This is a genomic window from Ruegeria sp. C10 (genome assembly GCF_056537805.1).
Genome location: NZ_JBQFSC010000001.1, coordinates 997,947 through 1,022,215, shown reverse-complemented (window position 1 = coordinate 1,022,215; position 24,269 = coordinate 997,947). Strand labels below are relative to the sequence as shown.

At 54.1% G+C, this 24,269-nt stretch carries 16 protein-coding genes; 9 read left to right on the top strand and 7 right to left on the bottom strand.

Features of this window, described 5'->3' with window-relative positions; translation table 11 throughout:
• Positions 1–116 precede the first annotated feature (116 nt).
• The 4 genes from ACR0DE_RS04750 to ACR0DE_RS04735 are packed head-to-tail and all read left to right on the top strand — an operon-like array spanning position 117 to position 5,982.
• Positions 117–2,342 carry a DUF1989 domain-containing protein gene (locus ACR0DE_RS04750; RefSeq protein ID WP_480752113.1) on the top strand — a complete coding sequence of 742 codons (2,226 nt, stop codon included), beginning with the start codon at positions 117–119 and terminating at the stop codon, positions 2,340–2,342.
• 35 nt (positions 2,343–2,377) lie between these two features.
• Complete coding sequence (locus ACR0DE_RS04745; protein WP_170392767.1) at positions 2,378–3,346, top strand: ABC transporter substrate-binding protein; 969 nt, start codon at positions 2,378–2,380, stop codon at positions 3,344–3,346.
• A gap of 58 nt (positions 3,347–3,404) precedes the next feature.
• Positions 3,405–4,454 carry a quaternary amine ABC transporter ATP-binding protein gene (locus ACR0DE_RS04740; protein WP_170392768.1) on the top strand — a complete coding sequence of 350 codons (1,050 nt, stop codon included), beginning with the start codon at positions 3,405–3,407 and terminating at the stop codon, positions 4,452–4,454.
• Between the two features lie 10 nt (positions 4,455–4,464).
• On the top strand, positions 4,465–5,982 hold the full coding sequence (locus ACR0DE_RS04735) for an ABC transporter permease (protein WP_170392769.1): 1,518 nt from the start codon (positions 4,465–4,467) through the stop codon (positions 5,980–5,982).
• Positions 5,983–6,153: 171 nt separating this feature from the next.
• Here ACR0DE_RS04735 and ACR0DE_RS04730 read toward each other — a convergent pair whose 3' ends face one another.
• Together ACR0DE_RS04730 and ACR0DE_RS04725 are read right to left on the bottom strand one after the other, a co-directional pair.
• A complete protein-coding gene (locus ACR0DE_RS04730; protein ID WP_170392770.1) occupies positions 6,154–6,855 on the bottom strand; it encodes a hypothetical protein in 702 nt (233 codons plus the stop codon).
• A 438-nt stretch (positions 6,856–7,293) separates the two neighbouring features.
• Complete coding sequence (locus ACR0DE_RS04725) at positions 7,294–9,069, bottom strand: amidohydrolase (protein WP_170565392.1); 1,776 nt, start codon at positions 9,067–9,069, stop codon at positions 7,294–7,296.
• Positions 9,070–9,781: 712 nt separating this feature from the next.
• Here ACR0DE_RS04725 and ACR0DE_RS04720 point away from each other — a divergent pair.
• The 3 genes from ACR0DE_RS04720 to ACR0DE_RS04710 all read left to right on the top strand — a co-directional run bounded on the left by ACR0DE_RS04720 (position 9,782) and on the right by ACR0DE_RS04710 (position 13,679).
• Positions 9,782–11,704 (top strand): DUF3604 domain-containing protein, encoded by a 1,923-nt coding sequence (locus ACR0DE_RS04720; protein WP_480752111.1) that lies wholly within the window; start codon positions 9,782–9,784, stop codon positions 11,702–11,704.
• 158 nt (positions 11,705–11,862) lie between these two features.
• Positions 11,863–12,693 (top strand): peptidyl-prolyl cis-trans isomerase, encoded by an 831-nt coding sequence (locus tag ACR0DE_RS04715; RefSeq protein ID WP_480752109.1) that lies wholly within the window; start codon positions 11,863–11,865, stop codon positions 12,691–12,693.
• A complete protein-coding gene (locus ACR0DE_RS04710; protein ID WP_480752107.1) occupies positions 12,690–13,679 on the top strand; it encodes a HupE/UreJ family protein in 990 nt (329 codons plus the stop codon). The genes ACR0DE_RS04715 and ACR0DE_RS04710 overlap by 4 nt, the downstream gene beginning before the upstream one ends.
• A 483-nt stretch (positions 13,680–14,162) precedes the next feature.
• Here the strand turns inward: ACR0DE_RS04710 and ACR0DE_RS04705 are convergent, their stop codons facing one another.
• Complete coding sequence (locus tag ACR0DE_RS04705; RefSeq protein WP_480752105.1) at positions 14,163–15,557, bottom strand: alpha/beta fold hydrolase; 1,395 nt, start codon at positions 15,555–15,557, stop codon at positions 14,163–14,165.
• A 450-nt stretch (positions 15,558–16,007) separates the two neighbouring features.
• Here ACR0DE_RS04705 and ACR0DE_RS04700 point away from each other — a divergent pair, with 450 nt between their 5' ends.
• On the top strand, positions 16,008–17,654 hold the full coding sequence (locus tag ACR0DE_RS04700) for a hypothetical protein (RefSeq protein WP_170565409.1): 1,647 nt from the start codon (positions 16,008–16,010) through the stop codon (positions 17,652–17,654).
• A gap of 165 nt (positions 17,655–17,819) precedes the next feature.
• Positions 17,820–18,773 carry a prephenate dehydrogenase/arogenate dehydrogenase family protein gene (locus ACR0DE_RS04695; RefSeq protein WP_480537050.1) on the top strand — a complete coding sequence of 318 codons (954 nt, stop codon included), beginning with the start codon at positions 17,820–17,822 and terminating at the stop codon, positions 18,771–18,773.
• A gap of 834 nt (positions 18,774–19,607) precedes the next feature.
• Here ACR0DE_RS04695 and urtE read toward each other — a convergent pair.
• From urtE to urtB, 4 genes are read right to left on the bottom strand one after another with little or no spacing between them, the layout of a single operon-like run.
• Positions 19,608–20,303, bottom strand: a complete 696-nt coding sequence (gene urtE, locus ACR0DE_RS04690; RefSeq protein ID WP_480752103.1) for an urea ABC transporter ATP-binding subunit UrtE — start codon at positions 20,301–20,303, stop codon at positions 19,608–19,610.
• 3 nt (positions 20,304–20,306) lie between these two features.
• Positions 20,307–21,047 carry an urea ABC transporter ATP-binding protein UrtD gene (gene urtD / locus ACR0DE_RS04685; protein WP_170597606.1) on the bottom strand — a complete coding sequence of 247 codons (741 nt, stop codon included), beginning with the start codon at positions 21,045–21,047 and terminating at the stop codon, positions 20,307–20,309.
• On the bottom strand, positions 21,044–22,273 hold the full coding sequence (urtC, locus tag ACR0DE_RS04680; RefSeq protein ID WP_480752098.1) for an urea ABC transporter permease subunit UrtC: 1,230 nt from the start codon (positions 22,271–22,273) through the stop codon (positions 21,044–21,046). Before urtC ends, urtD begins: the two co-directional genes overlap by 4 nt.
• 3 nt (positions 22,274–22,276) lie before the next feature.
• Positions 22,277–24,229, bottom strand: coding sequence for an urea ABC transporter permease subunit UrtB (urtB, locus tag ACR0DE_RS04675; protein WP_480752095.1), 1,953 nt, complete (start codon positions 24,227–24,229; stop codon positions 22,277–22,279).
• Positions 24,230–24,269: the final 40 nt, after the last annotated feature.

The following is a 24,269-nucleotide window of genomic DNA, read 5'->3' as shown; positions in this document are numbered from 1 at the left end:
TTTGGGAATTCAGCAGCGATATGCAGTGGTCATCCGTCTTACACGCGTTTACCAACTCGGGGTTTGACAGCCCTGGCCGCCTGTTTCCTGGGTTTCAGAACGCTTCTGACACCCGCATGCACATCCTTACCCCACGTGAGGCTGTTCGACTGGTCGTAAAGCACGGTGATTTGCTTTCGATAGAAGGGGTTGGTCCAAAGCAAGCACTGGATGTTGTGGCGTTCACCAATGATGGAAAGTCGGGACTGGCGGCGCTGAGTTTGACAGCAACCGGGCACGTCAAATGGGACGATTTTGATAGTACACAGCTCCTGACTTGGGTTACGGCGCATGGCGGCAGTCGGCAGGTTCCCTGTCACAGGCTGGACCATATACCCGAGCCGCTGATTCTCCGCGCAGACCACACGGTTACTGTCTGGGTGATCCGTACAACCGCGGTCACAGGGTTGATTGAAGGCAGTGCGACCGGGAACATCACAGTCTTGCACAAACCAGCAATGGTCAAAGGGCCGCCTTTGCCACCTTTGCTGGGTGATACACGGGACGAATTTACCGTGCAACGCGGCAGCGCTCTGGCCTATGAACTGAAGGCTGGAGAATTTGTCCAAATCATCGACATTGAAGGCCAGCAGTGTTCTGATTTCATGGCGCTGCGAACTGATGGGCTGGATCGTGGCCAGGAATGGATGATCGATTCAACTGCCACTCGGTCGATGGTGCGCCGTGCCTATCCCGGCCCCGGCTTGCTGGACAAATTCTTTGATCGTGAGATGCGCCCGCTGTTGAATGTGGTTCAGGATACCTGCGGTCGGCATGACACATTCGGGCTAGCCTGTACCGCTCGCGGGTATGAAGAGCGAGGGTTCCCCGGCCATCTGAACTGTTCGGATAATATGTCAAACGCCTTGGCCCCTTACGGCGTTTCACAGCGGGCTGCGTGGCCTGCAATCAACTTCTTCTGGAATACATGGATCGACCCGACGAACCATCACATTCTAACCGAGGAATCCCACTCGCGTCCCGGTGACTATGTCGCCATGCGCGCGCTTGAGGATCTGGTTTGCGTCTCGACCGCCTGCCCGGACGACATTGATCCCATCAATGGCTGGAACCCGACCGATGTGCATGTACGCATCTACCGCCCCGAAACGCCCATCCGCCGTGCGGTTGCCTATCGTGAAAAGGAAGACGCGCCCATGTCGATCAGTCAGGAGTCGGCCTTTCACGACCGTCTGGCCCCGTTAACCCAGCATTTCGCACCTGCGCGCGACCTATGGGCGCCCGTCAGTTACCCTGCCCACGGCACGTTGGGTGAATACTGGGCGTGTCGCGAGGCGGTGACTGTTCAGGACATGAGCGGGCTTCGCAAATTCGATATTGTCGGCCCGGATGCCGAGGCTCTGATGCAATTGGCCACCACGCGCAATGTGGCGAAGCTACCGGTCTGGCGCGGGTCTTATACATTGATGTGTGACGAGAGCGGCTCGGTGATCGACGATGGCACCCTGTTCCGACTAGCGTCCGAAATCTTCCGTTGGTGTTGCGGCACCGAGGAAAGCGGGCGCGCGTTGCAAGAACTGGCCGATGCGCGTGGACTGCAAGTGCGGATCCATGCCTTGCGTGGAGCAATGCCCAACCTGGCCATTCAAGGGCCAAAGTCGCGCGAACTGCTACGCAAGATCGCCTTTACGCAACCACATGTGCCAGGCTTGGATCATCTGAAATGGTTCGGCGTCACCGTCGCGCGGCTACGTGACCGCGAGGGTGCGCCGTTTATGCTGTCACGCTCGGGGTATACCGGTGAGTTGGGGTATGAGGTCTTCTGTTCCAAATCCGACGCCGTTGCGATCTGGGATGCGGTGATGGCGGCTGGGGAAGAGTTTGGGATCACGCCAATGGGCTCGGCCGCCCTGGACGTCATCCGGATAGAGGCGGGGCTGGCCGCGGCCAATGCCGAGTTTGCGCCGGGTGTCGATGCCTTTGAGGCTGGTCTTGGCTTCGCCGTCGATCTGACAAAAACCGAATTCACTGGAAAAGCCGCACTGGAACGCAACCTGCGCGAGCCACGTCGGGCGCTCAAAGGACTTTTAATCGGATGCGATGATGTGCCAGCGCACGGTGCACCCGTCTATACAGGTGAACGGCAAGTAGGTGTGGTAACGTCTGCCACCCGATCACCGACGCTGGAACACGCAATCGCAATGGCACGGTTATCCATCGAACACGCGGAAAACGGCACTCAACTTGAGATCGGTCAACTCGACGGGCGGATGAAACGCCTGCGTGCCGCCGTCTCGGATATTCCATTCATAGACCCGCAACGTAAGCGGGCGCGCGCCTGAAGGCGCATGCAACTCAACGCAACGGGAGAAAGTACATGAAAAAACTGAAACTTATTGCAACCTTGACCTTTGCTTTCGGCGCAACAACGGCGATGGCACAAGAAAAGGTTATGGTGGGCGAGCCCAGCTGGCCCGGTGCCAAAATAATGAGCCGTGTGATCGGCCAGATCATTGAGACCCGCTTGGGTGGAGAAGCTGGCTATGCCCCCGGAGCAAACGCGGTGATCTTTGCCGCCATGGATGGCGGTCGTGGTGACATCGACGTACACCCGGATGTTTGGCTGCCGAACCAGTCGTCCTTTACGGATGAATATGTCGATCAGAAAGGCACCGTAGGTTTGTCCTCAGGCAGTTACGAAGGCCGCGCTGGGATTTGCGTGCCAAACTACATGGTCGAAGATCACAACATCCGTTCGATCTACGACCTGGCGACACCCGTCGCGCAAGAGCTGTTTGACTCCGATGGCGACGGCATGGGTGAGGTCTGGGTTGGTGCCTCGGGCTGGGCCTCGACCAACACGTTCAAGGTGCGGGTGCGGGATTATGGGATCGAGACATTTCTGACGCCGACCACCGAAGACGAAACCGTGTTCTATTCCCGTCTGAAAGATCAGATCGACCAGAAGAAAGGCGCGGCCTTCTACTGCTACGCGCCACACTACGTACACGCCTTATATGATGTGACCATTCTGGAAGAGCCCGAGCACGACGCGGCCACCTACAAGATGGTTCAGCCCGATCAGGATGCCGATTGGTATAACAAATCCCATGTCAGCACGGGTGAACCGGTCAAAACCGTGACAGTAGCGCATTCGAAATCGCTGGAACAGCGCAACCCGGCAGCGGCCTCTTTCCTTGCCAATATCGACATGGATGCGGGAGAGCTAAGCGGTCTGACTTATGAAGTTGTAGTCAAGGGCCGTGACACGGATGAAGTCGTAGCCGAATGGATCGCCGCCAACGGCGATATCGTCGACGGTTGGCTGGGACTGACGACCAACTAAAGCCCATGCGCCCCTGACTATCGGGGGCGCGAACCAACACAATTCCAATGGGGCCAATATGACAGCGGAAATAGCAATCGACGCAAAAGGCGTGTGGAAAGTTTTCGGTACACGCTCGCAGGAGGCTTTGAACGCTATCCACAGCGAGGGCCTGAGCAAGGCTGAGGTGCTGGAACGCTTCAACTGCGTTGTCGGCGTGGCTGATGCCAGCTTTGAGATCGAACGGGGCGAGCTGTTCTGCGTCATGGGCCTGTCGGGTTCGGGTAAATCGACCCTTGTGCGTCATGTGAACCGTCTGCTGGAGCCCACTGACGGCCATATCTATCTGGATGGCGAGGATGTGATGGGCCTGAACGATGAAGGTCTGCGCGATCTGCGTAACCGGCGCGTTGCGATGGTGTTCCAGAACTTTGGCTTGATGCCTCACCGCACAGTCCGCGACAATGTAGCAATGCCGCTGGAAATTCGCGGAACCGGAAAAGCACGCCGCTGGGAAGAGGCGGACCGGGTGCTGGAGCTGGTCGAGCTGAACGGTTGGGAAGACAAATACGCACATGAGCTGTCAGGCGGTATGCAACAACGCGTGGGACTGGCCCGTGCGATCGCTGCAGACCCTGAAATCCTTTTGATGGATGAGCCGTTCTCGGCCCTAGACCCGCTAATCCGCAAGCAGTTGCAGGATCAGTTCATGGACCTCAGTCACAAGCTGAACAAAACCACGATGTTTATCACCCACGACCTGGATGAAGCAATCCGCATCGGCCACCGCATCGCGATCATGAAGGACGGGCGCATCGTGCAGATCGGCACGCCGGAAGAGATCATACTCAACCCCGCCGACGACTATGTGGCCGACTTTGTGGCGGGAATTTCGAAACTCAATATGATCTTCGCCCATGCGGTCATGAAACCGGTCGATGAGTTCGAGGCGCATCACGGCGAACTCCCGGAGGATGCCAAAGAGGCTCACCCAGATATGGATCTGTCCGACCTGATGAACCTCTGCGTGGACGGACATGGAGTCGTAGCTGTGACGCAGGATGGCAAGACGGTAGGTGTTATTAACCGTGCGGGTTTGATCCGCGCTATTCAGGACAGTCAGGCGTAAGGGCAACGATATGAAACATGTTGACACGCAACAGATCCAACCGGAAACCGCCGACCGCCTGAATGGGCTAATAGGAGACTTTGTCGGTCAGGGGAACGCCTATTACCAGAAGACCTTCGCCTATATGATGCAGGCCCCAGGCTATCGCTTTACATTAAACACAGCTGCAGCAATCCTCGGGCCGATCTGGTTTGGTGCACGCGGGCTGTGGTCGTGGTTTCTCGGGTTTTTGGTTCTGGAAACGCTGGCCTACATCCAGATCGGTCTGGGTTTGTTTGGTGATCTTGGGCGCGAGTTCCGCGAGCGGGCGATACAGATCGAGCAGACACTGGAGCTGCGCCGACAGCAGATTGCAGCGGCGGAGCAATCCGGGTCGACCACGTTGGAGTCGTTGAAACGCGCGGCGGAATCACTTGAAGGAGCTCTGGCTGGCGCGCAGGAGGCCGCGCGCACAGCGGACTCTACCGGTGTCACGTATCTGATCATTGGGATCGCCCTTCTGCTGGCAGTCAAGTTTCTAGCTGCTTCGCTGGCCAACTGGACGCTTGAAGGGCAATTCGCGCGCTGGCGTTCAGACCCAAGTGTAGCCCACGGCTGGTCTATCTCTCGGCTGATTGTGGCGACGGCGTTGACCGCTGTGGTGGTGATCCTGTCTATGATCAAATTTGCACAACCGGACGCGGTGGCTGTGCTCAAGACCTTCCCAACCAACCGGGACTGGCGTCTGAACGTAGGCGATGGTGTGCAAGCGGTGTTCGAGTGGACCAAGACTGCCGGGCGCGGCTTCTTTGATGGGCTGACCTATGGGATGCGCACCCTGCTGGACTGGATCGAGGTTGTGCTGGTCGATACCCCCTGGCCGGTCGTAGCTTTGGTGATCATCATGCTGGCTTACCTGTCGGCTGGTCCCCGTGTGGCGATCTTCACCGGAGCCGCGCTGGCCTATCTAGGCCTGCTGGATTTTTGGGAAAAGGCGATGACTACAATCGCCCTGTTGGGCGCCGCGGCGCTGATTTCGATCACGCTGGGCATTCCATTGGGTATCTATTGCGCCCGTCGCCCACGTGCTTTTGCCATCGTGCGGCCCATTCTAGATTTCATGCAGTCAATGCCCTCCTTCGTCTACTTGATCCCGGTGGTGGCTTTTATTGGATCTGGAAAGCCTGCAGGCGTAGTTGCAACCATGATTTTCGGTAGCCCTCCGGTAATCCGCTTTACCGTACTTGGCCTGCAACAAGTCCCTGAAACTGTGCGGGAAGCCGCTTTGGCCTTTGGAGCAACGCCTCGTTACCTGCTATGGCGGGTAGACCTGCCCTTGGCGCACAAAACCATCATGGCAGGTGTGAACCAGACTATCCTGATGTCTCTGGCAATGGTTGTTGTCGCCTCGCTGATCGGTGCCAAGGGTTTGGGCGAGGACGTGCTAGAGGCACTGCAATACGCAGCGGCGGGACAAGGAATTCTGGCCGGTTTGGCAATCTTGTTCTGCGCGTTAATCTTAGATCGGATTGTGGCCGGACGAAAATAACAATTGTGGCAAACGCACGATCATCCGTCTGAAGTTCTAAGTGTGTTTTCAAAGCCAATTGGTAGAGGGTGCTGCCTGAAGAGCAATCCGATGCTTTGCCCATACCTCTCAAAAAAGGCTGAGAAACATCCGGTGCATTAATATAAAGAAAAGTCCAATAGTGTCCTCGGATCAGTACCGGGTTACAACGACTGCGACCGCAGCGAACACCACACCAATCAAAAGAGCCTTTGTATTCATTGAAGAACGATCGGGCAGTTTAACCCGAAGAGATAGAGCTATAATCACGCCCCCCGTTAACCCGGTCGCGATTGAATAGAGCATGCTACTTTTGTCCGCGTTGAGACCGATTAATATGCCGACCGTAAGTGAAGCGACAAAATATGTACGTAACCATCCAGACATATGCCCGGGGTGGGTTTTATAGAGATAAATATTCACTCCAAATAAATGCAGCGAATAGGCCAACGTTCCTATGACGTACAGTTCAGGCGAAGTTGCGGTTGCTTGCATGACTGTAATGGCAAGCAAGCAGTTATAGGTTCCGAGTGCCACAGTATCCAAGCCAAGAGACAACCTGTTGTCGACCCCTATCTCGCGACCGGCTTCCAACAAGTAGTAAGCGAGAAATCCTAGCAGAGAGTAACCATACAGCGAGTGTTCCCATTTCCCGGTTGCAGCTAAACCGGCTGACAATTCACCGATTTTTGGCAGCAAGAAAAGGAAAGCATAGCCAAGTCCGATCCCTGATGAAAAATCAGATAGCCAGCTTGCCGGGGCCGGGAATCTGCGGAAAAAGGACACGCAGAAGACGTGAACAGTACCAATGACTGCAATCGATGTTATCGCGAGGTATGTCGGCGCTTCGAACACGGCTAAGATCCAACGAACATATTACAAGCAGATGAGACACTCGTTGTGATCAAAAGCACAACCCAGAAAGTGAAGAAGGTGCGATAGCGGCTTTCTCAGAATGCCCACCGACTAGTTTTTTGAGTACCGATCGTACTGAACGATCAACGGCAGCTTTTGTCTGCTTAACAGCCAATTATTCAAGTTTGCCAAACACGTGCCTCGAGCCCATCGCGCCCAATGACGCAAGGTTTGCCAATGAAAAAGAAGCACGGAAAGCGAGAATTACATGGTTGAAGGCGTGCCTTGAAACAAACACTTGTACAGGCGCTCGGCCTTGCCGAATTGAACCCGGTGCGTTCACAAGCGCATGGCCTTGTAACCCCCAAGAGAGCCTGGACCATGCGTCTCTTTCGGAAGCCTTGCTGCCAGTGAGTTAAATAAACTCAGATCAAAACGTTATTTGGCCTCAAAAACCATCTCGCCCTCGACGAACGTCTTTAATATCTGCGTCTCACTGACCTCCGAGATCGGAATTTCAAATAGGTTGCGGTCAAGCACGATGAAATCGGCAAGCTTGCCGGTTTCGATTGAGCCAAGCTCTTCTTCCGCAAAATCCAAGTATGCAGAGTTGATTGTGCGGGCATCAATTGCCTGCTTCAGCGTGATCGCTTGGCCCACCGCAGGATCGGGTGGACTCGTGTCAGCCACAGGATCGATACGGGTCACGGCCGCCTCGATCGATGCCAATGGAGTCTGCATGAACAACGGACCATCAGAAGCGATAACGACCCGTCCTCCTGCGTCAGCCACAGAGCGCATTGGGAAAACCCTCTGCGCGCGTTCCGGGCCAACCACGCGGTTGACGACATCGTTGTGGGGGTTCGAAAACCATAGTACTGGCGAGAATTCCGGTGTCAGATCGAGTTCTACCAGTCTTGGCATGTCATCTTCCGATATGAAAAACGAATGGGCAAGCTGGTAGCGGCCTTTCAGCTCGCCCAGTTGGTTTCGTGCGATTTCCATTGCGTCCAGAACAAGCCTAGCACCGCGATCACCCACAGTGTGGAAAACCATGCCTTTCATACCTTGTTCTTCAAACCGGATAATGTCGGCCACAAGTTCCTCTTCGGTGAAAAAGATTAGCCCATAGTCGCCCTGACCAGAAGCAAGAGGATCATACTTTGAAACCGCGTCAGATTGGGACTGTTCCGCTTTCGAGGCGTTCGTCAGGAAAGGTTCCAGCATCGCTCCGGTTTCAGTCGGAATGCCATCGATATTGACCTTAATAAAGGTTGGGTCCAGCCGTGGCGCGATCAAGTCTTGAAACGTGTCGATTGCAGCACGTTGGTCTTCCACGGATTGATATGCCCGCGTCGGAGAATCGTAGGTCCACGCCACACTAACCCTGATCGGAAGCCCCTCGGTCGTTGCAAGCCGATGTAGCGCCTGCACATTTATCAATTCGCTATGCATGTTTCTGGCAGATGTCACACCCATTGAGGCAAGCAAGTGTAGCACGTCCCTTGCGCCATCAACGTGGGTTTCGATATCCAGCCCGCGTAGAAATGGCATCGCGTAAAGACCCATCGCGGCCTCTTTCATGTAGCCTGTTGCTTCTCCTGTTTCTGGATCCCGCACAATGATCCCGTTCCGTGGGTCCGGTGTATCGACATCAATACCGCTATCGATCATCGCCGGTGTATTCAGCACTGCCTCGTGCCCGGTTGCAGTGATAATATAGGCCGGAATATCAGAGACTGCCTCATCAAGCCAAGTAGTGTTCGGTTCTCCATCAAACAGCTCGTTGGCCAATCCAGATCCAAAAAGGTATTCGAGATCTGGGCGCGCAGCTACAAATTCGCGAATCAACTCCGTTGCCGCTTCCGGGTCGGCATCGCCCGGGAGTAGGATCACCTCGTCAGACAATGCCGCAGCAACGTACCAATTGCGGAAATGAACATGGATGTCATAAAGGCCCGGCAATACCATCGCACCCGCAAGGTCGATCGTTTCAGTCTCGCTCCCAGCCAGCGCAACGACTTCTTCTGCTGAACCGACAGCAATGAAACGTCCATCCTCAATCGCAAACGCCTGGGCCCATTCTTGTTCAGGGTCGACCGTATAGACCTGCGCATTGGTGTATATGGTGTCGGCGGTTTGAGCGTGTACTGCCGTCGTCGCAAGGGCGATTAATGCAACGGGCGCTAACAGGAAGCGAAATGAGAAGGCCATGGGGCTATCCAATCATTGTGCAAACATTGATCCTCGCCAACGCAGGGATTGGCTGAACGGGACCCTCAAGCAAGCTTCCGAGCAATGCGCGCGCGCCCATCTGATGCACAGCGTTGAATATCTTGATACTATTAGCAACTTAAATTACCGCGATTCAGTTCTGAAATTTACCCTTGCTTTGTCCGCAAGCGGGGCCTTCAGCTCCGGGTCGTCGAAGGTCAGCTTTCCTTAGCCTGACCGCTTTTTTTCGCTTTCTTCTTTGATCTGAGAGCGGACATTAAAACAGTTAATCGCTAATAGCGGCAAAGTCTGCAAAGCTAGAATTGCAAGGCGCAGGTTTGAAGGCCTGGTTTGGGCTGCGGCGAGTTGCTGATCTTAAATCATCCCAAGATCCATCTCAGGCCTTCATCTTAAAGTTAGATGGCTGCTGCAATGGAGGGCGGCCGAGCATTTGCCAATCCTAGCGGTGCTGAGTCGCAATTTCTCTAAAGCTTCCGTTATCGATGTTGAGCACAACAATCTAGGAGATGGCTTATGGAGTTATTGTTAGACCAACTTCTTCAGACAAACTCCTAAGTGTACCATCGTGACAATGCCAAAAGCGGAATATCCCCACAAACGGAAAATTGATGTTATATAGATAAATAGGAATATAAATTCTTGAGTTGTAGGTCATCGGCACCACCGCGCTATCTTGATTTAGGAGTTCCACATGCTTCGAGCTTTTGTTTGTTCTATCTCACTAGGGCTGGCATCTTCGACTGTCCTTGCAGATGCTGTTCCAAGTGAAGAAGCCGCGGCAGGCTTGTTCTCAGATCAACCGTATTCCCCGTATGCCGAACGCACTTTCCCCGAGCGACCGCTGTGGGGAGACACGCATCTTCACACCGGGCTTTCGCTGGACGCAGGTGCTTTTGGGAACACTCTGTTGCCTGATGAAGCATGGCGTTTTGCAAAAGGTGAACAGGTTACTTCTTCAACGGGTCAACCAGTAAGACTGGCCCGGCCTTTGGACTGGATGGTTCTCACGGATCACACTGACCTAATGGGATTCGCCCCTGACCTTCAGGCTGGCAAGCCAGGCGTTCTTGCCGATCCGAAAGGTTTGGAATGGTACGAAGGTTACAAGGCAGGCGGCGAAGAGGCCGGCAAAGCGGCGTTCGATATCATCACCAATTTCTCGCAAATGACCCTGCCAGAAGTCCTTCTGGACTCCTACAGCCCGGGTGCTGACGCTTTTGCTTTTACATGGGAGCAAATCGTTCTGGCTGCGGAAGAACATAACGACCCCGGCAATTTCACGGCGTTCATAGGGTTCGAGTGGACTTCTGTACCCAAGGGCTTCAACCTGCACCGGAATGTTATGCTGCGCGATGGGCCCATCAGGGCGCTTCAGATGGTGCCACCAGTCACGCAACCGCCATTTGGTGATACCGACCCAAGAACGCTGTATGCATGGCTAGATGACTATCAAGAAAAAACGGGTGGTCGCGCGGTAGCTTTCGCCCATAATGGCAACCTTTCGAACGGATGGATGTTCCCGACCGAAGACACCTATCACGGTGGCAAGGTCGACGAGGAATATGTGGCTGCCCGCGCAAAATGGGAACCCCATTACGAAGTCACTCAGATCAAGGGCGATGGCGAAGCGCACCCCTATCTGAGCCCCGACGACGAATTCGCGGATTACGAAAACTGGGACGTTGGCAACCTCGACATAACCGAGCTGAAAACCGATGACATGCTGGCCGGCGAGTACGCCCGAGAAGCCTTGAAGCGCGGTTTGTTGTTGGAAGATAAGTTCGGCGTGAACCCATATAAGTTTGGCATGGGTGGCGCGACGGACAGCCATACGTCTCTGGCAACTGCTGAGGAAGACAACTTCTTCGGAAAATCCGTCAGCGTTGAACCTTCGGCCACGAGAATAAAGCATCCTTTCATCGCCAACGATCTTGGCGAAATTCCTGGCGACCTCCTTGTAGCTTCCGGGTACACGGCCGTTTGGGCGACCGACAATACTCGCGCTGCGATCTTCGATGCGTTCAAGCGGCGCGAAACCTACGCGAGCACTGGACCGCGGATTGGTCTACGGTTCTTTGGCGGATGGGATTTCGATGACGCTGATGTTGAAACTCGCTTCCTTGCGGATGTGGGCTACACAAAAGGTGTTCCAATGGGTTCGGATCTGCGACCTCGCGAGGGTGAAGGTCCGCCCACATTCCTGATCGCTGCTCTGCGCGACCCGGTCGGGGCCAACCTGGATCGTGTACAGGTGATAAAGGGATGGCTCGATTCCGAAGGTGCTTTGCAGGAAAACGTCTATGACGTGGCATGGTCGGACAACCGTGTTGCCGATCAAAACGGCAAGATCCCTGCGGTTGGGAATACCGTGGATCTGGAAACCGCCAGCTGGACCAATACAATTGGAACCGCCGAACTGGTAACCGTTTGGTCTGATCCTGATTTCGATCCAAATGCGCGGGCATTCTATTACGTACGTGCGCTCGAAATCCCAACCCCACGCTGGGTGTTGTACGACAAACTGAGGTTTGGTGCGGAGCTGCCAGAAGATGCGGTACTTACGCATCAGGAGCGCGCGTATTCCTCGCCGATTTGGTACACGCCTGCAGAGTGACCTTACTTCGTGCAGATTTGGGGACCCAGGTCGCAATCACTAACTCGGGACGCTCTTATGATAAGCGGCGCGCCTTGAGTTGCAATTCCTTGTGTTATTCAACTGCCTGATGCCAGCATAAAACATAATGCCGTATCGCGTTTCACGCAGGAGCCTTCATGCGAATAGTGAAAGAACCTCTGTTCCATTTCTTCTTGATCGGAGCTGCCATATTCATTTGGTTCCACATAATATCACCAGATAACGACGCCGCTGCAGATCCGGAGACGATAGCTATAAGCGAAAGTGATGCCGCGCTGTTAGCTTCACAGTTCGAAGCAAGGTGGAAACGCCAGCCAAGCGGTTCCGAGTTACAAGCGTTGGTCGACGCTTCAATTCGCGAAGAAGTATTAGTTAGGGAAGCAAGAAAACTTGGTTTGGAACGCGGAGATAGCGTGATCAGGTCGCGGCTGAGCCAAAAGATGGATTTTCTGACCGAAGCCATCGCCGCTTCAGTTATTCCAGAAGACGAAGATCTAGAGGCTTTCCTCCAACAAAACACGGACCGCTACGCGACACCCAACAAGGTCGCGTTCACTCAAGTTTTTCTTGGTGAAGGACCAAGTGAGACCGAGATTGAAAGGGCACTGGCCGCCTTGCGTGCGGAACAAGAGACTTCCGGCTTGGAAAGCGCGACACTGCTGCCTGCATCAATGCCCCTAACCGCGACACGGGTAATCGATTCGGTCTTTGGAACCGGATTTTCCAATGGTTTCGCCAATCTCGAAAAAGGTCAGTGGATGGGGCCGGTCCAATCAGGTTACGGCATCCATCTGGTGAAAGTGCTTGCCATTGAACCAAGCCGGATACCTCGCTTGCAAGAGATCCACAGTGTGGTGCTTCGTGATTGGCGTCGCGCCATGAGCGAAGATTTGGCGCAGGCGCAATACGAGGCTCTTGCCGACAATTATGAGATCACAGCACCCGATCTCACAGGTCAGGTCAAATGAATTTCATACTCAGTTTGATGTTTGCTCTGCTGTTCGCGTGGCCCACGGGGTACGCCAACGCGCATGCGCTTGATCCGGGATACTTGGAAATTCGACAAATCACTACGGACACTTGGAGTGTTCATTGGCGAAAACCAGATGTTTATGGTCAACCAATGGCGATTGATGCGGTGTTACCGGATGGCTGTACACCCTCACACGGCCCTGACCCAATCTCCGATGGGCGAGCGTGGGTTTCTTCCTGGGTTGTCGAATGCCGTGCTGAGATCGCGGGCCAATCCATCGAGATCGACGGACTGGCGGCACAAAAGAACGACGTTTTGGTCCGTGTGCATCCTCTGCACGCCGAGCCTGCCACGCTTCGTTTCACCCCGGATGCTGCCATCCAAAATATACCTTTTGAACAGACAACATGGTCTGTTTTCATAGCCTATTTTCAGTTGGGTTATGAACACATACTAGAAGGCTGGGATCATCTGCTCTTCGTCTTCGCCCTATTTATTTTGGTCCCTGATCCGTGGAGACTGGCGGGAGCAATCACGGCATTCACCTTGGCACATTCAATAACACTGGCACTGGCAACGCTGGGATTTCTGAATGTCCCCGGCCCGCCGGTCGAGGCCGTCATTGCGCTTTCTATCGTATTTTTGGCGATGGAAATTGTTAAGGGCGGCGACGGGCGTTTTCGACTTTCAAAACAAAAGCCCTGGATCGTTTGTTTCGGGTTTGGGCTTTTGCACGGCCTTGGTTTTGCAGGCGCTTTGGCCGAGATAGGACTTCCCTCTAACGATATTCCCGCAGCCTTGTTTGCCTTCAACCTAGGCGTCGAAGTTGGGCAGTTGAGCTTTGTCGGAGCTTTGGCACTTCTTGTCGCGATCTGGCGATTGATGGCACGTCCAGTTAGCCCAAGGGCGACTGTGATTGCCGCTTATGGCATCGGGTCAGTATCGATGTACTGGCTCATAGAACGCATAAGTGGGTTCTAAAGCGCTAAACCTCGATGTCGTTGAGGTGGTAGATCGGCTCAAGGCACTAGTCGATTGCGAAGCGCGCAAATTGACCGGATGCAGGTGCAACCGCGCAGAATAGGCTGCGAACAAAAGCCCACTTCATCGCATGCCCAACGTTTGTTTACCTAAGCGGCCATAGTTGCTCCCTGTACAAACTGCGGATCGGGTACGCATACTTCAGCCAGCACCTTCAAACCCGCTCGCCATAAATGGGATAAAACAAACGACAAGCGATGTTTAACGGGTTTAATATGAAGCGATCTTTGGTTGAGTGGTCAGTTCCCCTGCGGACCAAGCAAACCACTACTTCAATCGCCGGATAGCGGTCGATGCCTACCAGGATCACGATTGGGCGAATGACCTCGGGAATGCTTTTGAAGTACTTGACGGAGTTTGGTCTGGTCATTCCCAAACGCCATCCCGTGCCACGGTGAAGCCTAGTTAATCTGACATAACCTTTCACTTGTGTTCTGCTAAGAAAGCCAATGCGTCTCTCTCGAAACGCGGCCACTCTGGGTCGTTGTCCGGCATGGCATGGTTAGAGCTTTCGTAGGCGATGAACTTCGCGTTGGGCAATCCCTTTGCGAACAGCCGTCCCTGATCGACCGGTTGCATCCTATCTCCCGTCGCATGACAAACTAGGCACGGCACTTCAACCTTTGACAATGTTTTCTGGATATCAATTTGGTCGATCACATCGCGATACCGTCCCATGTTTTCGGGCGAGATCATTTGGCTCATGTCTTTTGCATATTGCCGCCGGGCTTCTTGGCTCGCGCCTGGCACAATGATCTGCGCCATCAAATCGCGTAGAGACGGATACTCGTCGTCCCACCCTGCAGTCATCATGTGTTTCATAGCCAGAGCCCGCTCCACATCCTTCGGAGACTTACGTTTTGCTCGTCCTACTGGGAAACCACCGATCATAACAATTGCCGAGACCCGGTCTGGTCGACGGGCTGCAAAGGCGGCGGCTACAGCAGACCCCTGTGAAATCGCAAGGATTGGCGCGCGCTTTAAACCAGCCGCGTCGTAAACGGTTTCCAAGTCATCAACGAGCCTATCGAACGTGCAAGTTTCTGCATCCCAGTCGGAAAGACCGTTGAGCCGTGCATCAAATCGAATTAGTCGGTGATGTTGCGCAACCGAAGTGCAAATTGGAGCCACCGCAGGATTGCGCCAGTCCAGTTCTAGATGTCCAATCCAACTTGGTGCTTTAACAACCGGGGATCCGTCACCCACTACGCTCCAAGCCAGACTAATGCCGTCATCAGTTTGACAGTAGCGGATTTCTTGTGTTTTGGCGAAATCAACTCGTGACTTTGATACACCTTCATCAGTGAAATTAATCGACAATACCTCAATCGGCTGTGCAATACCTTTGAGTGTCCGCAGTCCCTCTCTGTGCAATCGGTTGGCATAATCCGACCCGGCAAGATCGCAGAGTACTTTTGAGACCAGAATGCCACCGGGTTCAGCTGCCGCTTGGAGACGTGCCGCAATGTTTACGCCGTCTCCGAAGATATCTTCACCGTCCACAGTGACATCGCCTACATGCAAGCCTGCTCTAAGCTGAATGCGTTCTGGAACCAAATATGGATGGTCTGGCTCTCTAAGGTGGGATTGAATCGCGATTGCCCCTTCGAGTGCGTGACTCGCTGACGGAAATTCTATTAGTGCCCCATCGCCAAGAAGTTTGACCACCCGGCCATGGTGCTGTCCGACGATTGGTGTCACCAAATCGCGGTACAGCGTGTTCAGTGTTTTGAGCAGTGCCTTTGAGCCACCCTGCATCATCCGACTGAAGCCGACGACGTCGAGAGACAGGATTGCAGCAAGGCGACGTTGGCTCATAGTTATTTCCCGCAAGATTGCTCGAAAACTCTACCACGCCCATAAGATGTTAGAATCGATAACTTGTCAGAAGGCGTGTTTTTTGCTTCGAGATTACCGTTCGCAAGGTCTCTAAAAGTCGGAAAATCGGAGATACAGTCACGTAAAGTGCCTGCAGATACGTCTTTTTGCGAAAGGCCGTTTTGTCCGAGTCTCTGTCCTTGCCTCGATCTTGATGAGCTTACGCAGACGGAAGAACCGGACCTGAAAGACTGAAACCTCGAACCGGAGACAGCCAAGAACCGCATAGCGAAGACAGGCGTCATCAGACAGAAGCGCCCACATGACAACAGTGAGCGCAAATCAGCTAAAAGAATGAGCAGGTACTCCATTTCTCGCCAAATTGCGGCGTCGCTATCGACTCAAGGCGTTTCATGATAAACTTAGCGAATTTAGTGGGGGGAAATCCCGATGGAGTACTACGACCTCGGCGACTACACTCGTAAGATTTCAACGTCGTCAGATAACGCTCAGAGATGGTTTGATCGGGGCTTGGCGTGGACATATGCCTATAATCACGAAGAGGCGATAGTTTGCTTTCAAAAGGCTCTTGCCGCAGACCCCGATTGTGCGATGGCGCATTGGGGCATCGCGTATTGCATCGGACCTAACTACAACAAGCCTTGGGAAACTTTTGAGGACGACGAGAAGCCCGACTGCATCGCATTGGCAAGTGCATCAATCGAAGCCGCTACCGCGCTTTTAGATCGATTGACACCAATTGAACGTGCCTTGATCGAGGCGATCCCATCCCGCTATCCGAGTTCGCCAGACGTAGAGGATTTCAGACCCTGGAATGATGCCTTTGCTACCGCAATGCGCAAAGTCCATGCCGAATTCAGCAATGATCTGGACGTGTGCGCCGTCCTTGCCGAGGCTATCATGAACCGGACGCCTTGGCAGCTTTGGGATTTACCGACCGGGAAGCCAGCCGAAGGCGCAGACACGCTTGAGGCAATTGGCGTGCTCGACACAGCGTTCTCCTCTCTTCCTGGCGCATGGGAACATGCTGGGCTTCTGCACATGTATATCCATCTGATGGAAATGTCCCCGCACCCCGAAAGGGCGCTGCGCCATGGCGATGCGCTCAGCACACTGATTCCGGACGCCGGGCACCTACTGCATATGCCTACTCATGTCGACGTTTTGTGCGGTGACTACATGAACGTGGTGCTTCGCAATCAAGCGGCCATCGTTGCCGACAGGAAGTTTCTGAAGCACGAAGGCCCCGACAACTTCTACTCCGTTTATCGCTGCCACAATTACCACTTCAAGATCTACGGGGCGATGTTCCTCGGACAACCGAGTGCAGCGATAGAAGCGGCGGAAGAATTGATTGCGACATTACCTGCGGAGACCCTTCGCCCCATGGCCGACTGGTTCGAAGGTTTCATCCCTATGAAGCAACATGTTCTGATCCGGTTCGGACGCTGGCAAGAGATACTCGATCAGGACCTGCCAGTGGATGAAGAGCTTTTCTGCGTCACTACCGCCATGATGCGGTACGCGCGAACCGTTGCCTTGGCGAACCAGCACAAGATCACTGAAGCCGATGGTGAAAAGGTAAAGTTTTATGAAGCTTTGGATCAGGTACCTGAAACCAGAATGCTGTTCAACAACACGTGCCTCGACATCTTGAAGGTTGCTGAGCAAATGATGCTAGGTGAGCTAGCCTATCACAAGGGAGAGCACGAGAGCGCTTTCGAGCATCTGCGCAGATCGGTCGAGATTGATGATGCGCTGCCCTATGACGAACCCTGGGGTTGGATGCAGCCCACTCGGCATGCGCTCGGCGCTTTATTATTGGAGCAAGGCCATATGGTGGAAGCGGAAAGCGTCTATCGCGCCGACCTTGGTCTGGATGCAACGCTTAGCCGGGCCTGCCAGCACCCAGGCAATGTCTGGAGCTTGCACGGCTTGTACGAATGCCTGACTCGGCGCGGTGAAACGGTTGAAGCGCCCCAAATAAAACTACAACTGGACAAGGCCGCTGCCCGAGCCGAAGTGCCAATTAAAGCATCATGTTATTGCCGGCACAAGGCTTTGGCAGCCGAGTAATCGGCTGCCAGAAGGACAGTCTGAGTCAAGAGCAACATCTACTTTACCCGCAATGCGGGCTTCAAATCGAGTTGGCCGAACGGCCGCATAGAATCCAAAACTCTAAAACGCAGCGCCCTAGCCGATTGCCGCTATGCCGCAATATCGTTGACTCTGCTCTCTCGGGTGTCTTATCGCTGTTGTCATGATGAAATCGTTCTTTGCACTCCAGGACTATTATCCTCAGCTTCGATAGCTGCGGGTGCTTCATCATTAGTTTCCGCTGCCCCTGACAGCGGTCAACAAACAATCGACCTTGTGCCGGGCGGCAAATTTAAAGGTCGAAAAATGAACAACAACAGAAGAAATCAAAACACTTCACTAGGTATCGTGGGGTTTGGTGCGTTCGGACAGCTTGCAGCCCTTCATCTTAGCCAGCACTTCGAAATATCTGCTTACGATCCGTCCCCAGACGTTGCCAAGGCCGCAAAGCAACTCGGAGTACGTCTGTCATCATTATACTCAGTATCGCAGGCTGACGTGGTCCTCATTGCTGCACCAGTGTCCTCATTTGAGCAAGTTGTCAGCGAGATCGCGGCTGCTTGTAAGCCCAGCGCGCTGATTGTTGATGTAGGCTCAGTAAAGGTAGTTCCCTCGGAAATCATGCGGCGGCGGCTACCGAACGATGTAGACATAATCGCGACCCACCCGTTGTTTGGTCCTCAGAGTGCTGCGACAGGTATTAAGGGTTTGAAAATTGCCGTCTGCCCCATTCAGGGAAGGCAACATGCCAGACTTGCTGCGTTTTTGCGCAAGACACTGGGTCTGACTGTCATCATGACAACTCCAGAAGATCACGACCAAGAAGCGGCAGTAGTCCAAGGGCTCACGCACCTCATCGCCAAAGTGCTTCTGCGAATGGGACCGCTGCCAACGCGCATGACCACGAAGAGTTTTGACTTGCTGTCTGAGGCGATTTCCATGGTTCAGCACGATGCGCCAGAGGTATTCGAAGCGATTGAGAAGGCCAATCCCTACGCCGAGACCGTCCGACGACGGTTTTTTGATTTGGCCGCAAGTCTGAGTGTAGAGCTGGAGGCAGCATTTGATTACACCGCCAACAACAAAAACGGACGTTGAATACCTGTCGGATCTCGAACAACGCGTAGTGAAAGCGTCGGGCGAACTGGCCTTTTTCTTTAAGGCCTTTCCAAAATGCATCCCGAAGGGTGACGGGTCCGCAATGCAAAACGGTTTTTCTACCATGTCTCTCGCGAAACCGAAAAAGGCCGATGCGTCGAGGCGGTCCACTTTGGATGTTTCGCGCAGGACAAAGGTTAGATTGTTGTAACGCGATGCGGCTTCTTACAGTCCATCAAGATGCACTGCTTTGCTCCTGCCTCGGACGGAGTAGATTCGCGTAACCGGGCCGCCCTCCGGCTGCAGCGCCCCCGCTATTGCGGAAAGCTTAGGACGCAAAGGTCAAATTCAACTGATGCCCAACGTTGGCAGCGCCTTCCGATGTCGAAAGTACCCTGCTTTTCTGGTCTGACTATGACGGTTGGATCAGGTTTGTGTGACATTCAACAGGAAAGTTGTGCGATACATAGTTTTACCCTCCAATGACACTTAAGTCATTGACTGTTAGTCATTTGGCAATTCTTCGGCGTACAGGTTTTGCCGTTTGCGGCTCAAAAGCCTTCCACAACAAAGGTGCGTCTAGAAAGCCGTCACTACGTTAATTGCGGTGCAAGTTGGAGGAGCGTCCACGTCGAGCCTTAGGACGAAATGAAGTTCGTCATCTGATCAAAAAATATTTGCACTTCAAGCCGGAAGACATCGCACGATCGGGTTTCAGAAGAAAATACAGTTTCAATTGAACCTGTTCAGATGATCACACCATGTGCCGAGCTTAGATTGTGCCAAATTTTGGATTTCATCCTTCAATTCCGAAAGCAATTTCAAGTATCAGCACTAGACTGTTACAGCCTGCAGCAACTCATCGCGTGTCACGTCTTCCCTGGTGCCGTTGATTATGACTTCTCCTCGTCGCAACGCGATAAATCTGTCGGCAAGTTCATAGGCAAAGTCAAAGTATTGCTCCACTAGAATGATTGCCATTCCTCTCGTGGTTCTGAGGTGTCGGATGACTTCGCCTATCTGTTGGATGATGTTGGGCTGAATACCTTCGGTCGGCTCGTCCAACAGAAGCAAGCGTGGTCGTGTTATCAATGCCCGCGCGATCGCCAACTGTTGCTGCTGACCGCCAGAAAGGTCACCTCCGCGACGGTTTTGCATCTGTTTGAGGACCGGGAACATATCAAATATATCACCTGGAATGAAATGTTCGCTGGCAGGCAGACAGGCATACCCCGTTTCAAGATTTTCGCGAACTGTGAGCAAAGGAAATATCTCACGACCTTGTGGGACATAGGCCACACCTTTCCACGCCATTTGATGAGCAGGCAGGACGCCCAGAATTTCCCCGTCCAGTTCCAGACTGCCGCCCGATCGCGGATGCTTACCTGATATTGCTTTCATAAGGCTGGTTTTCCCGACACCATTGGTCCCCATCACGCAAGTCACTTCACCTTGTCTGGCTTCCATGGAAATCCCGTTGAGGATTTGCGAATGCCCATAATGCAAAGTCAGTTCTGTTAGCTTCAGCATTGTTTAGCGCCCTAGATATACGTCGATGACGTCCTGGTTAGATGTCACGTGATCAAGACTGCCTTCAGCCAAGGCGGACCCTTCGTGTAGAACCGTGACTTTGCAATTCAGGCGTCGTACAAATTCCATATCGTGTTCCACCACTACAACGGCACGGGTTCTGGCGGCTTGTACTAGCAAGTCGGTGGTGTGTTCGCGCTCCTGCGGTGTCATGCCAGCGGCAGGCTCGTCCACCAGCAAAAGTCGTGGCTCCTGAGCCAGCAGCATGCCAATTTCCAGCCACTGCTTTTGACCGTGGCTCAGTTCACCAGCTTTGCGGCTTAAACTCTGATTCAGACCGATTTCAACAGCCAGACCTTCAACTTTTTGCAAATCGTCAGTGGAGGTTCGATAGAAAAGCACGTGAAGCCAGCCACGTTTGTTCTGAAGCGCCATCAACAGGTTTTCCTGCACGGTCTGGTCTTCGAAAACCGTAGGTTTCTGGAACTTCCTTCCGATCCCAGCCTGCGCGATCTTTGCCTCGGACAGCCCCAACAAAGATACCGATTTCTCCCCCCAGATGACACGTCCTTCATCGGGCCGGGTTTTACCTGTAATGATGTCCATGAACGTGGTCTTGCCTGCCCCGTTTGGGCCGATCACGGCGCGAAGCTCGGCCTCGCCGATCTGAAACGACAAGTTGTTGATAGCACGGAAACCATCGAAAGTGACCGAAACGCCGCTAACCTCAAGCAAAGTGCTCATTCGATGGCCTCCTTCTCGTGCAGAGCGCCGTCATCCGGTCCCAGATTTGCCCCATGCCTGTCCGGGTGGCGGCTGTCGGTCCACAAGTCGAACAATCCTCCGATACCCTGCGGGGTGAACAGCGTAACCAACACAAAAGTTATGCCCAATAGCACCTGCCACCAGTCGACCCATTTGATCGTGTAAAATCCAAGCGGAATATCCGGGGCCTGTCCGCCCGTGAACCACGTGCTCAGAAGACTGACAAAAGCTGCACCAATTACCGCGCCGTACAATCGGCCTCGTCCACCGATGGCGACCCAGACGGCCAAATAGATCGAGGCGATAGGGGCCATCTCCTCGGGGTTGATGATGCCTGCTTGCGGGTAATAAAGCGCGCCGGCAATGGCCGCGATACAAGCAGTCAGGGTGAAGACGGCCAGCTTGAATACCTCGACTGAATAGCCAAGGAAGCGCACCCGTGCCTCGTTATCGCGAATGCCGCGGATGACCGAGCCGAACTTGCCTGACACGATCCACGCCGCCAGCATATAGCCCAGACCCAAGGCCAGCGCCGAGGCCCAGAGGAACCAGATCGACACCACGTCCTGCGAGGCGGTGACACCTGGCAGGTTCTGCAGGCCGGACAAGCCGTTGTTCCCACGCAACCCGCTGTCGTTCTGAAACAGATACAGGGCCAGTGCCAACGTCATCGCCTGTGTCAGGATCGATAGGTATACACCGGTGACACGGCTCCGGAAAGCCAACCATCCGAAGACCAGCGCCAACAGACCCGGGACCAGCACAACCAGGATCAGTTGCAGGGTCAGGCTGTGGGAGAACGCCCAGATCAACGGAAACTCCGACGATCCGACAACGCCAAAGACTTGTGTTCCAATCGCGTCCACCACTTCGGACGACGTCGGTGGAATTTCGGCCTGTGCCAGCGAGTCGACCACGATCAGGCGGGTGCGTTCGTACATCAGCCACATGCCGATCATGTAGCCCCCCAGCCCGAAGAAGGCGAAGTGACCCAGTGACAGGATGCCGGTGAAGCCCCAGACCAGGTCCATCGCCACTGCGATCAGGCAAAGGCACAGGGTTTTGCCCAGCGTTTTGACGAAACTGGTCGAGATTACACCGATCCCGAAACCCTCGGACAGGATGGTTACGCTCAGGGTGAACAGGGACAGGATGGCAAGAAAGACCAGCACGGATGGGTTCTTGGCGATAAAGCTGCGTTCCATGGCTCAATCCCCCGCCGCGCGACCCTTGAGGGCGATAATGCCCCGCGGCCGAAACTGGATGAAAATGATGATGAAGATGATCATGTAGGTTTGGGCCGCGAGGGTGTTCGACGGGTTCAACCACTCGATCCCCTTCTGCAAGAAGCCGATCATGCCCGCACCTGCAAGCGCGCCCCAGATGTTACCAACACCACCCACAACCACTGTCATGAAACTTTGCACGATATAGTCGCTGCCCAGATCGGACGTGACCTTGGCGAATAGGCCAATCGCGACCCCGGCGATGCCGGCAATGCCGGAGCCAAGCCCAAAGGTCAGCATATTCACTCGCCCGGGATTAATCCCCATTGACGCCGCCATGCGCGAGTTCTGCGTTACTGCACGCATCTCAAGCCCTAGCCTCGTCCGTTTGATGATGTAGAGGAAAAGCCCCAGAAAAATCAGCGCCAGAACGAAGATCGCAATGCGGATGTAGCTGATTGAAACCACGTCATTCAGCATCCACGAACCATCCAACCAATCGGGAGCAGTCAGCGGGCGCGCCTGCGTACCAAAGATATTCTTGGCCAGCTGCTGTAGGGCAATTGAGATGCCGAACGTTGCCAGCAACGTCTCCAATGGGCGAGCGTAAAGCCAGCGGATCACCAACCGCTCCATAGCGACGCCCATCGCGAAGGTGACAGCAAAAGCAATTGGAATAGCAACCATGATCGAAAGCGTATGATCAGGGATAATCTGCTGCACCACGTAGCCGGTATAAGCACCCATCATGATGAACTCGCCATGGGCCATGTTGATCACGCCCATCACGCCGAAGGTGATGGCCAGACCGATGGCGGCGAGGAAATAGATCGACGCCAGTGAGATCGCGTCCAGCGTCAGGTCGAGTGTTTGGTTCAGGCCGACCTTCAGTTCGATCTGTTGCAGGGCTTTCTCTGCTGCTTCAGTGACCTCGGCAGATGGCTCACTGTAGGTTTCGAAGAATACATGCGTGTTAACTGCAGCGTTGACATCCGCCTTCGTGACCAAGGCTGGCACAGTGCCCGCCTCTGCCAGAGAGGTATACGCACGCGCGCGCATTGCATCTGAATTCAGCTGTGCGACAGGAGTACCACCTACACGACCACCTTCTATATTGGCCGCCAGTGCCGATCTGATATCTTCCGCCGAAACACGCGGTGCGGCCAGGTTTCCTGCAACGAGCAAGTCATATGCTTCATCAGACGTTAAGGCGTCTGAGCCCGCTTCAAGAATAACGGCGACGTTCAGGTCCTGGGGCAATTCGGTAGCGGCTCGGCGGGCAGTGACGAGCAACGGGTTCAGAGCCGCACGAACGTCTACGCCCAGATCGCCGGACATTTCTTTGATCGCCGCCACACGGGCTGCAGTATCTTCGTCAAAACCAATCGTCAGCAACCGTTCCAGCCGCTGCTTTTGCGCCTTCAACTCTGCTTCGGGTTCATCCTCTATCGAAGCGCGAAGTGGCTCCAAGAGTGCACTTTCGGGATCACGTTGGATGGATTGCAATGCGGCCAGACGTTTTGCGCGATCCGGATCGGTCAGTTGGAACTGGACCAGAGCGGTCCCGATCATCGCGCGGATACCGCTGTTGGGCTTCAGCTGCCTAAGCTCGGATTTCTCAAATGTACCGACGACTTCTCCGGTATCGAAGTCGGTCAATTCATACGACCGCCCCTCTCCTTTCTGACCAGAAAAGAACAGACCGTCCGACTTGCGCATCCACATGTTCTTGGCTGCCCATGTCTCAAGCATCACTTGCGCTTGGGGCAAGCCGCTTGACGCAATCGCATCAATCGCCGGTTTGATCGTCTTGCGGGAGCTTTTGGCGATGATCTCCTGATGCTCTTGCAGGATCGGTTGTAGACCGACCTCTTGAGCGTTGGCAGTCAGGCAGGCGCACAGGATTGCGAGGCCCGCAAGGAAAAGTCGTACCATGTGGTGAAACCCGAATGTCTTTTGTGGCAAGGCGGGCAAA

Coding starts and splice junctions, on each gene's coding strand:
- urtC (WP_480752098.1), bottom strand. CDS start 22,273: ATGGAACGCAGCTTTATCGCCAAGAACCCATCCGTGCTGGTCTTTCTT.
- urtD (WP_170597606.1), bottom strand. CDS start 21,047: ATGAGCACTTTGCTTGAGGTTAGCGGCGTTTCGGTCACTTTCGATGGT.
- ACR0DE_RS04750 (WP_480752113.1), top strand. CDS start 117: ATGCACATCCTTACCCCACGTGAGGCTGTTCGACTGGTCGTAAAGCAC.
- ACR0DE_RS04700 (WP_170565409.1), top strand. CDS start 16,008: ATGGAGTACTACGACCTCGGCGACTACACTCGTAAGATTTCAACGTCG.
- ACR0DE_RS04745 (WP_170392767.1), top strand. CDS start 2,378: ATGAAAAAACTGAAACTTATTGCAACCTTGACCTTTGCTTTCGGCGCA.
- ACR0DE_RS04710 (WP_480752107.1), top strand. CDS start 12,690: ATGAATTTCATACTCAGTTTGATGTTTGCTCTGCTGTTCGCGTGGCCC.
- ACR0DE_RS04715 (WP_480752109.1), top strand. CDS start 11,863: ATGCGAATAGTGAAAGAACCTCTGTTCCATTTCTTCTTGATCGGAGCT.
- urtB (WP_480752095.1), bottom strand. CDS start 24,229: ATGGTACGACTTTTCCTTGCGGGCCTCGCAATCCTGTGCGCCTGCCTG.
- urtE (WP_480752103.1), bottom strand. CDS start 20,303: ATGCTGAAGCTAACAGAACTGACTTTGCATTATGGGCATTCGCAAATC.
- ACR0DE_RS04735 (WP_170392769.1), top strand. CDS start 4,465: ATGAAACATGTTGACACGCAACAGATCCAACCGGAAACCGCCGACCGC.
- ACR0DE_RS04740 (WP_170392768.1), top strand. CDS start 3,405: ATGACAGCGGAAATAGCAATCGACGCAAAAGGCGTGTGGAAAGTTTTC.
- ACR0DE_RS04725 (WP_170565392.1), bottom strand. CDS start 9,069: ATGGCCTTCTCATTTCGCTTCCTGTTAGCGCCCGTTGCATTAATCGCC.
- ACR0DE_RS04720 (WP_480752111.1), top strand. CDS start 9,782: ATGCTTCGAGCTTTTGTTTGTTCTATCTCACTAGGGCTGGCATCTTCG.
- ACR0DE_RS04705 (WP_480752105.1), bottom strand. CDS start 15,557: ATGAGCCAACGTCGCCTTGCTGCAATCCTGTCTCTCGACGTCGTCGGC.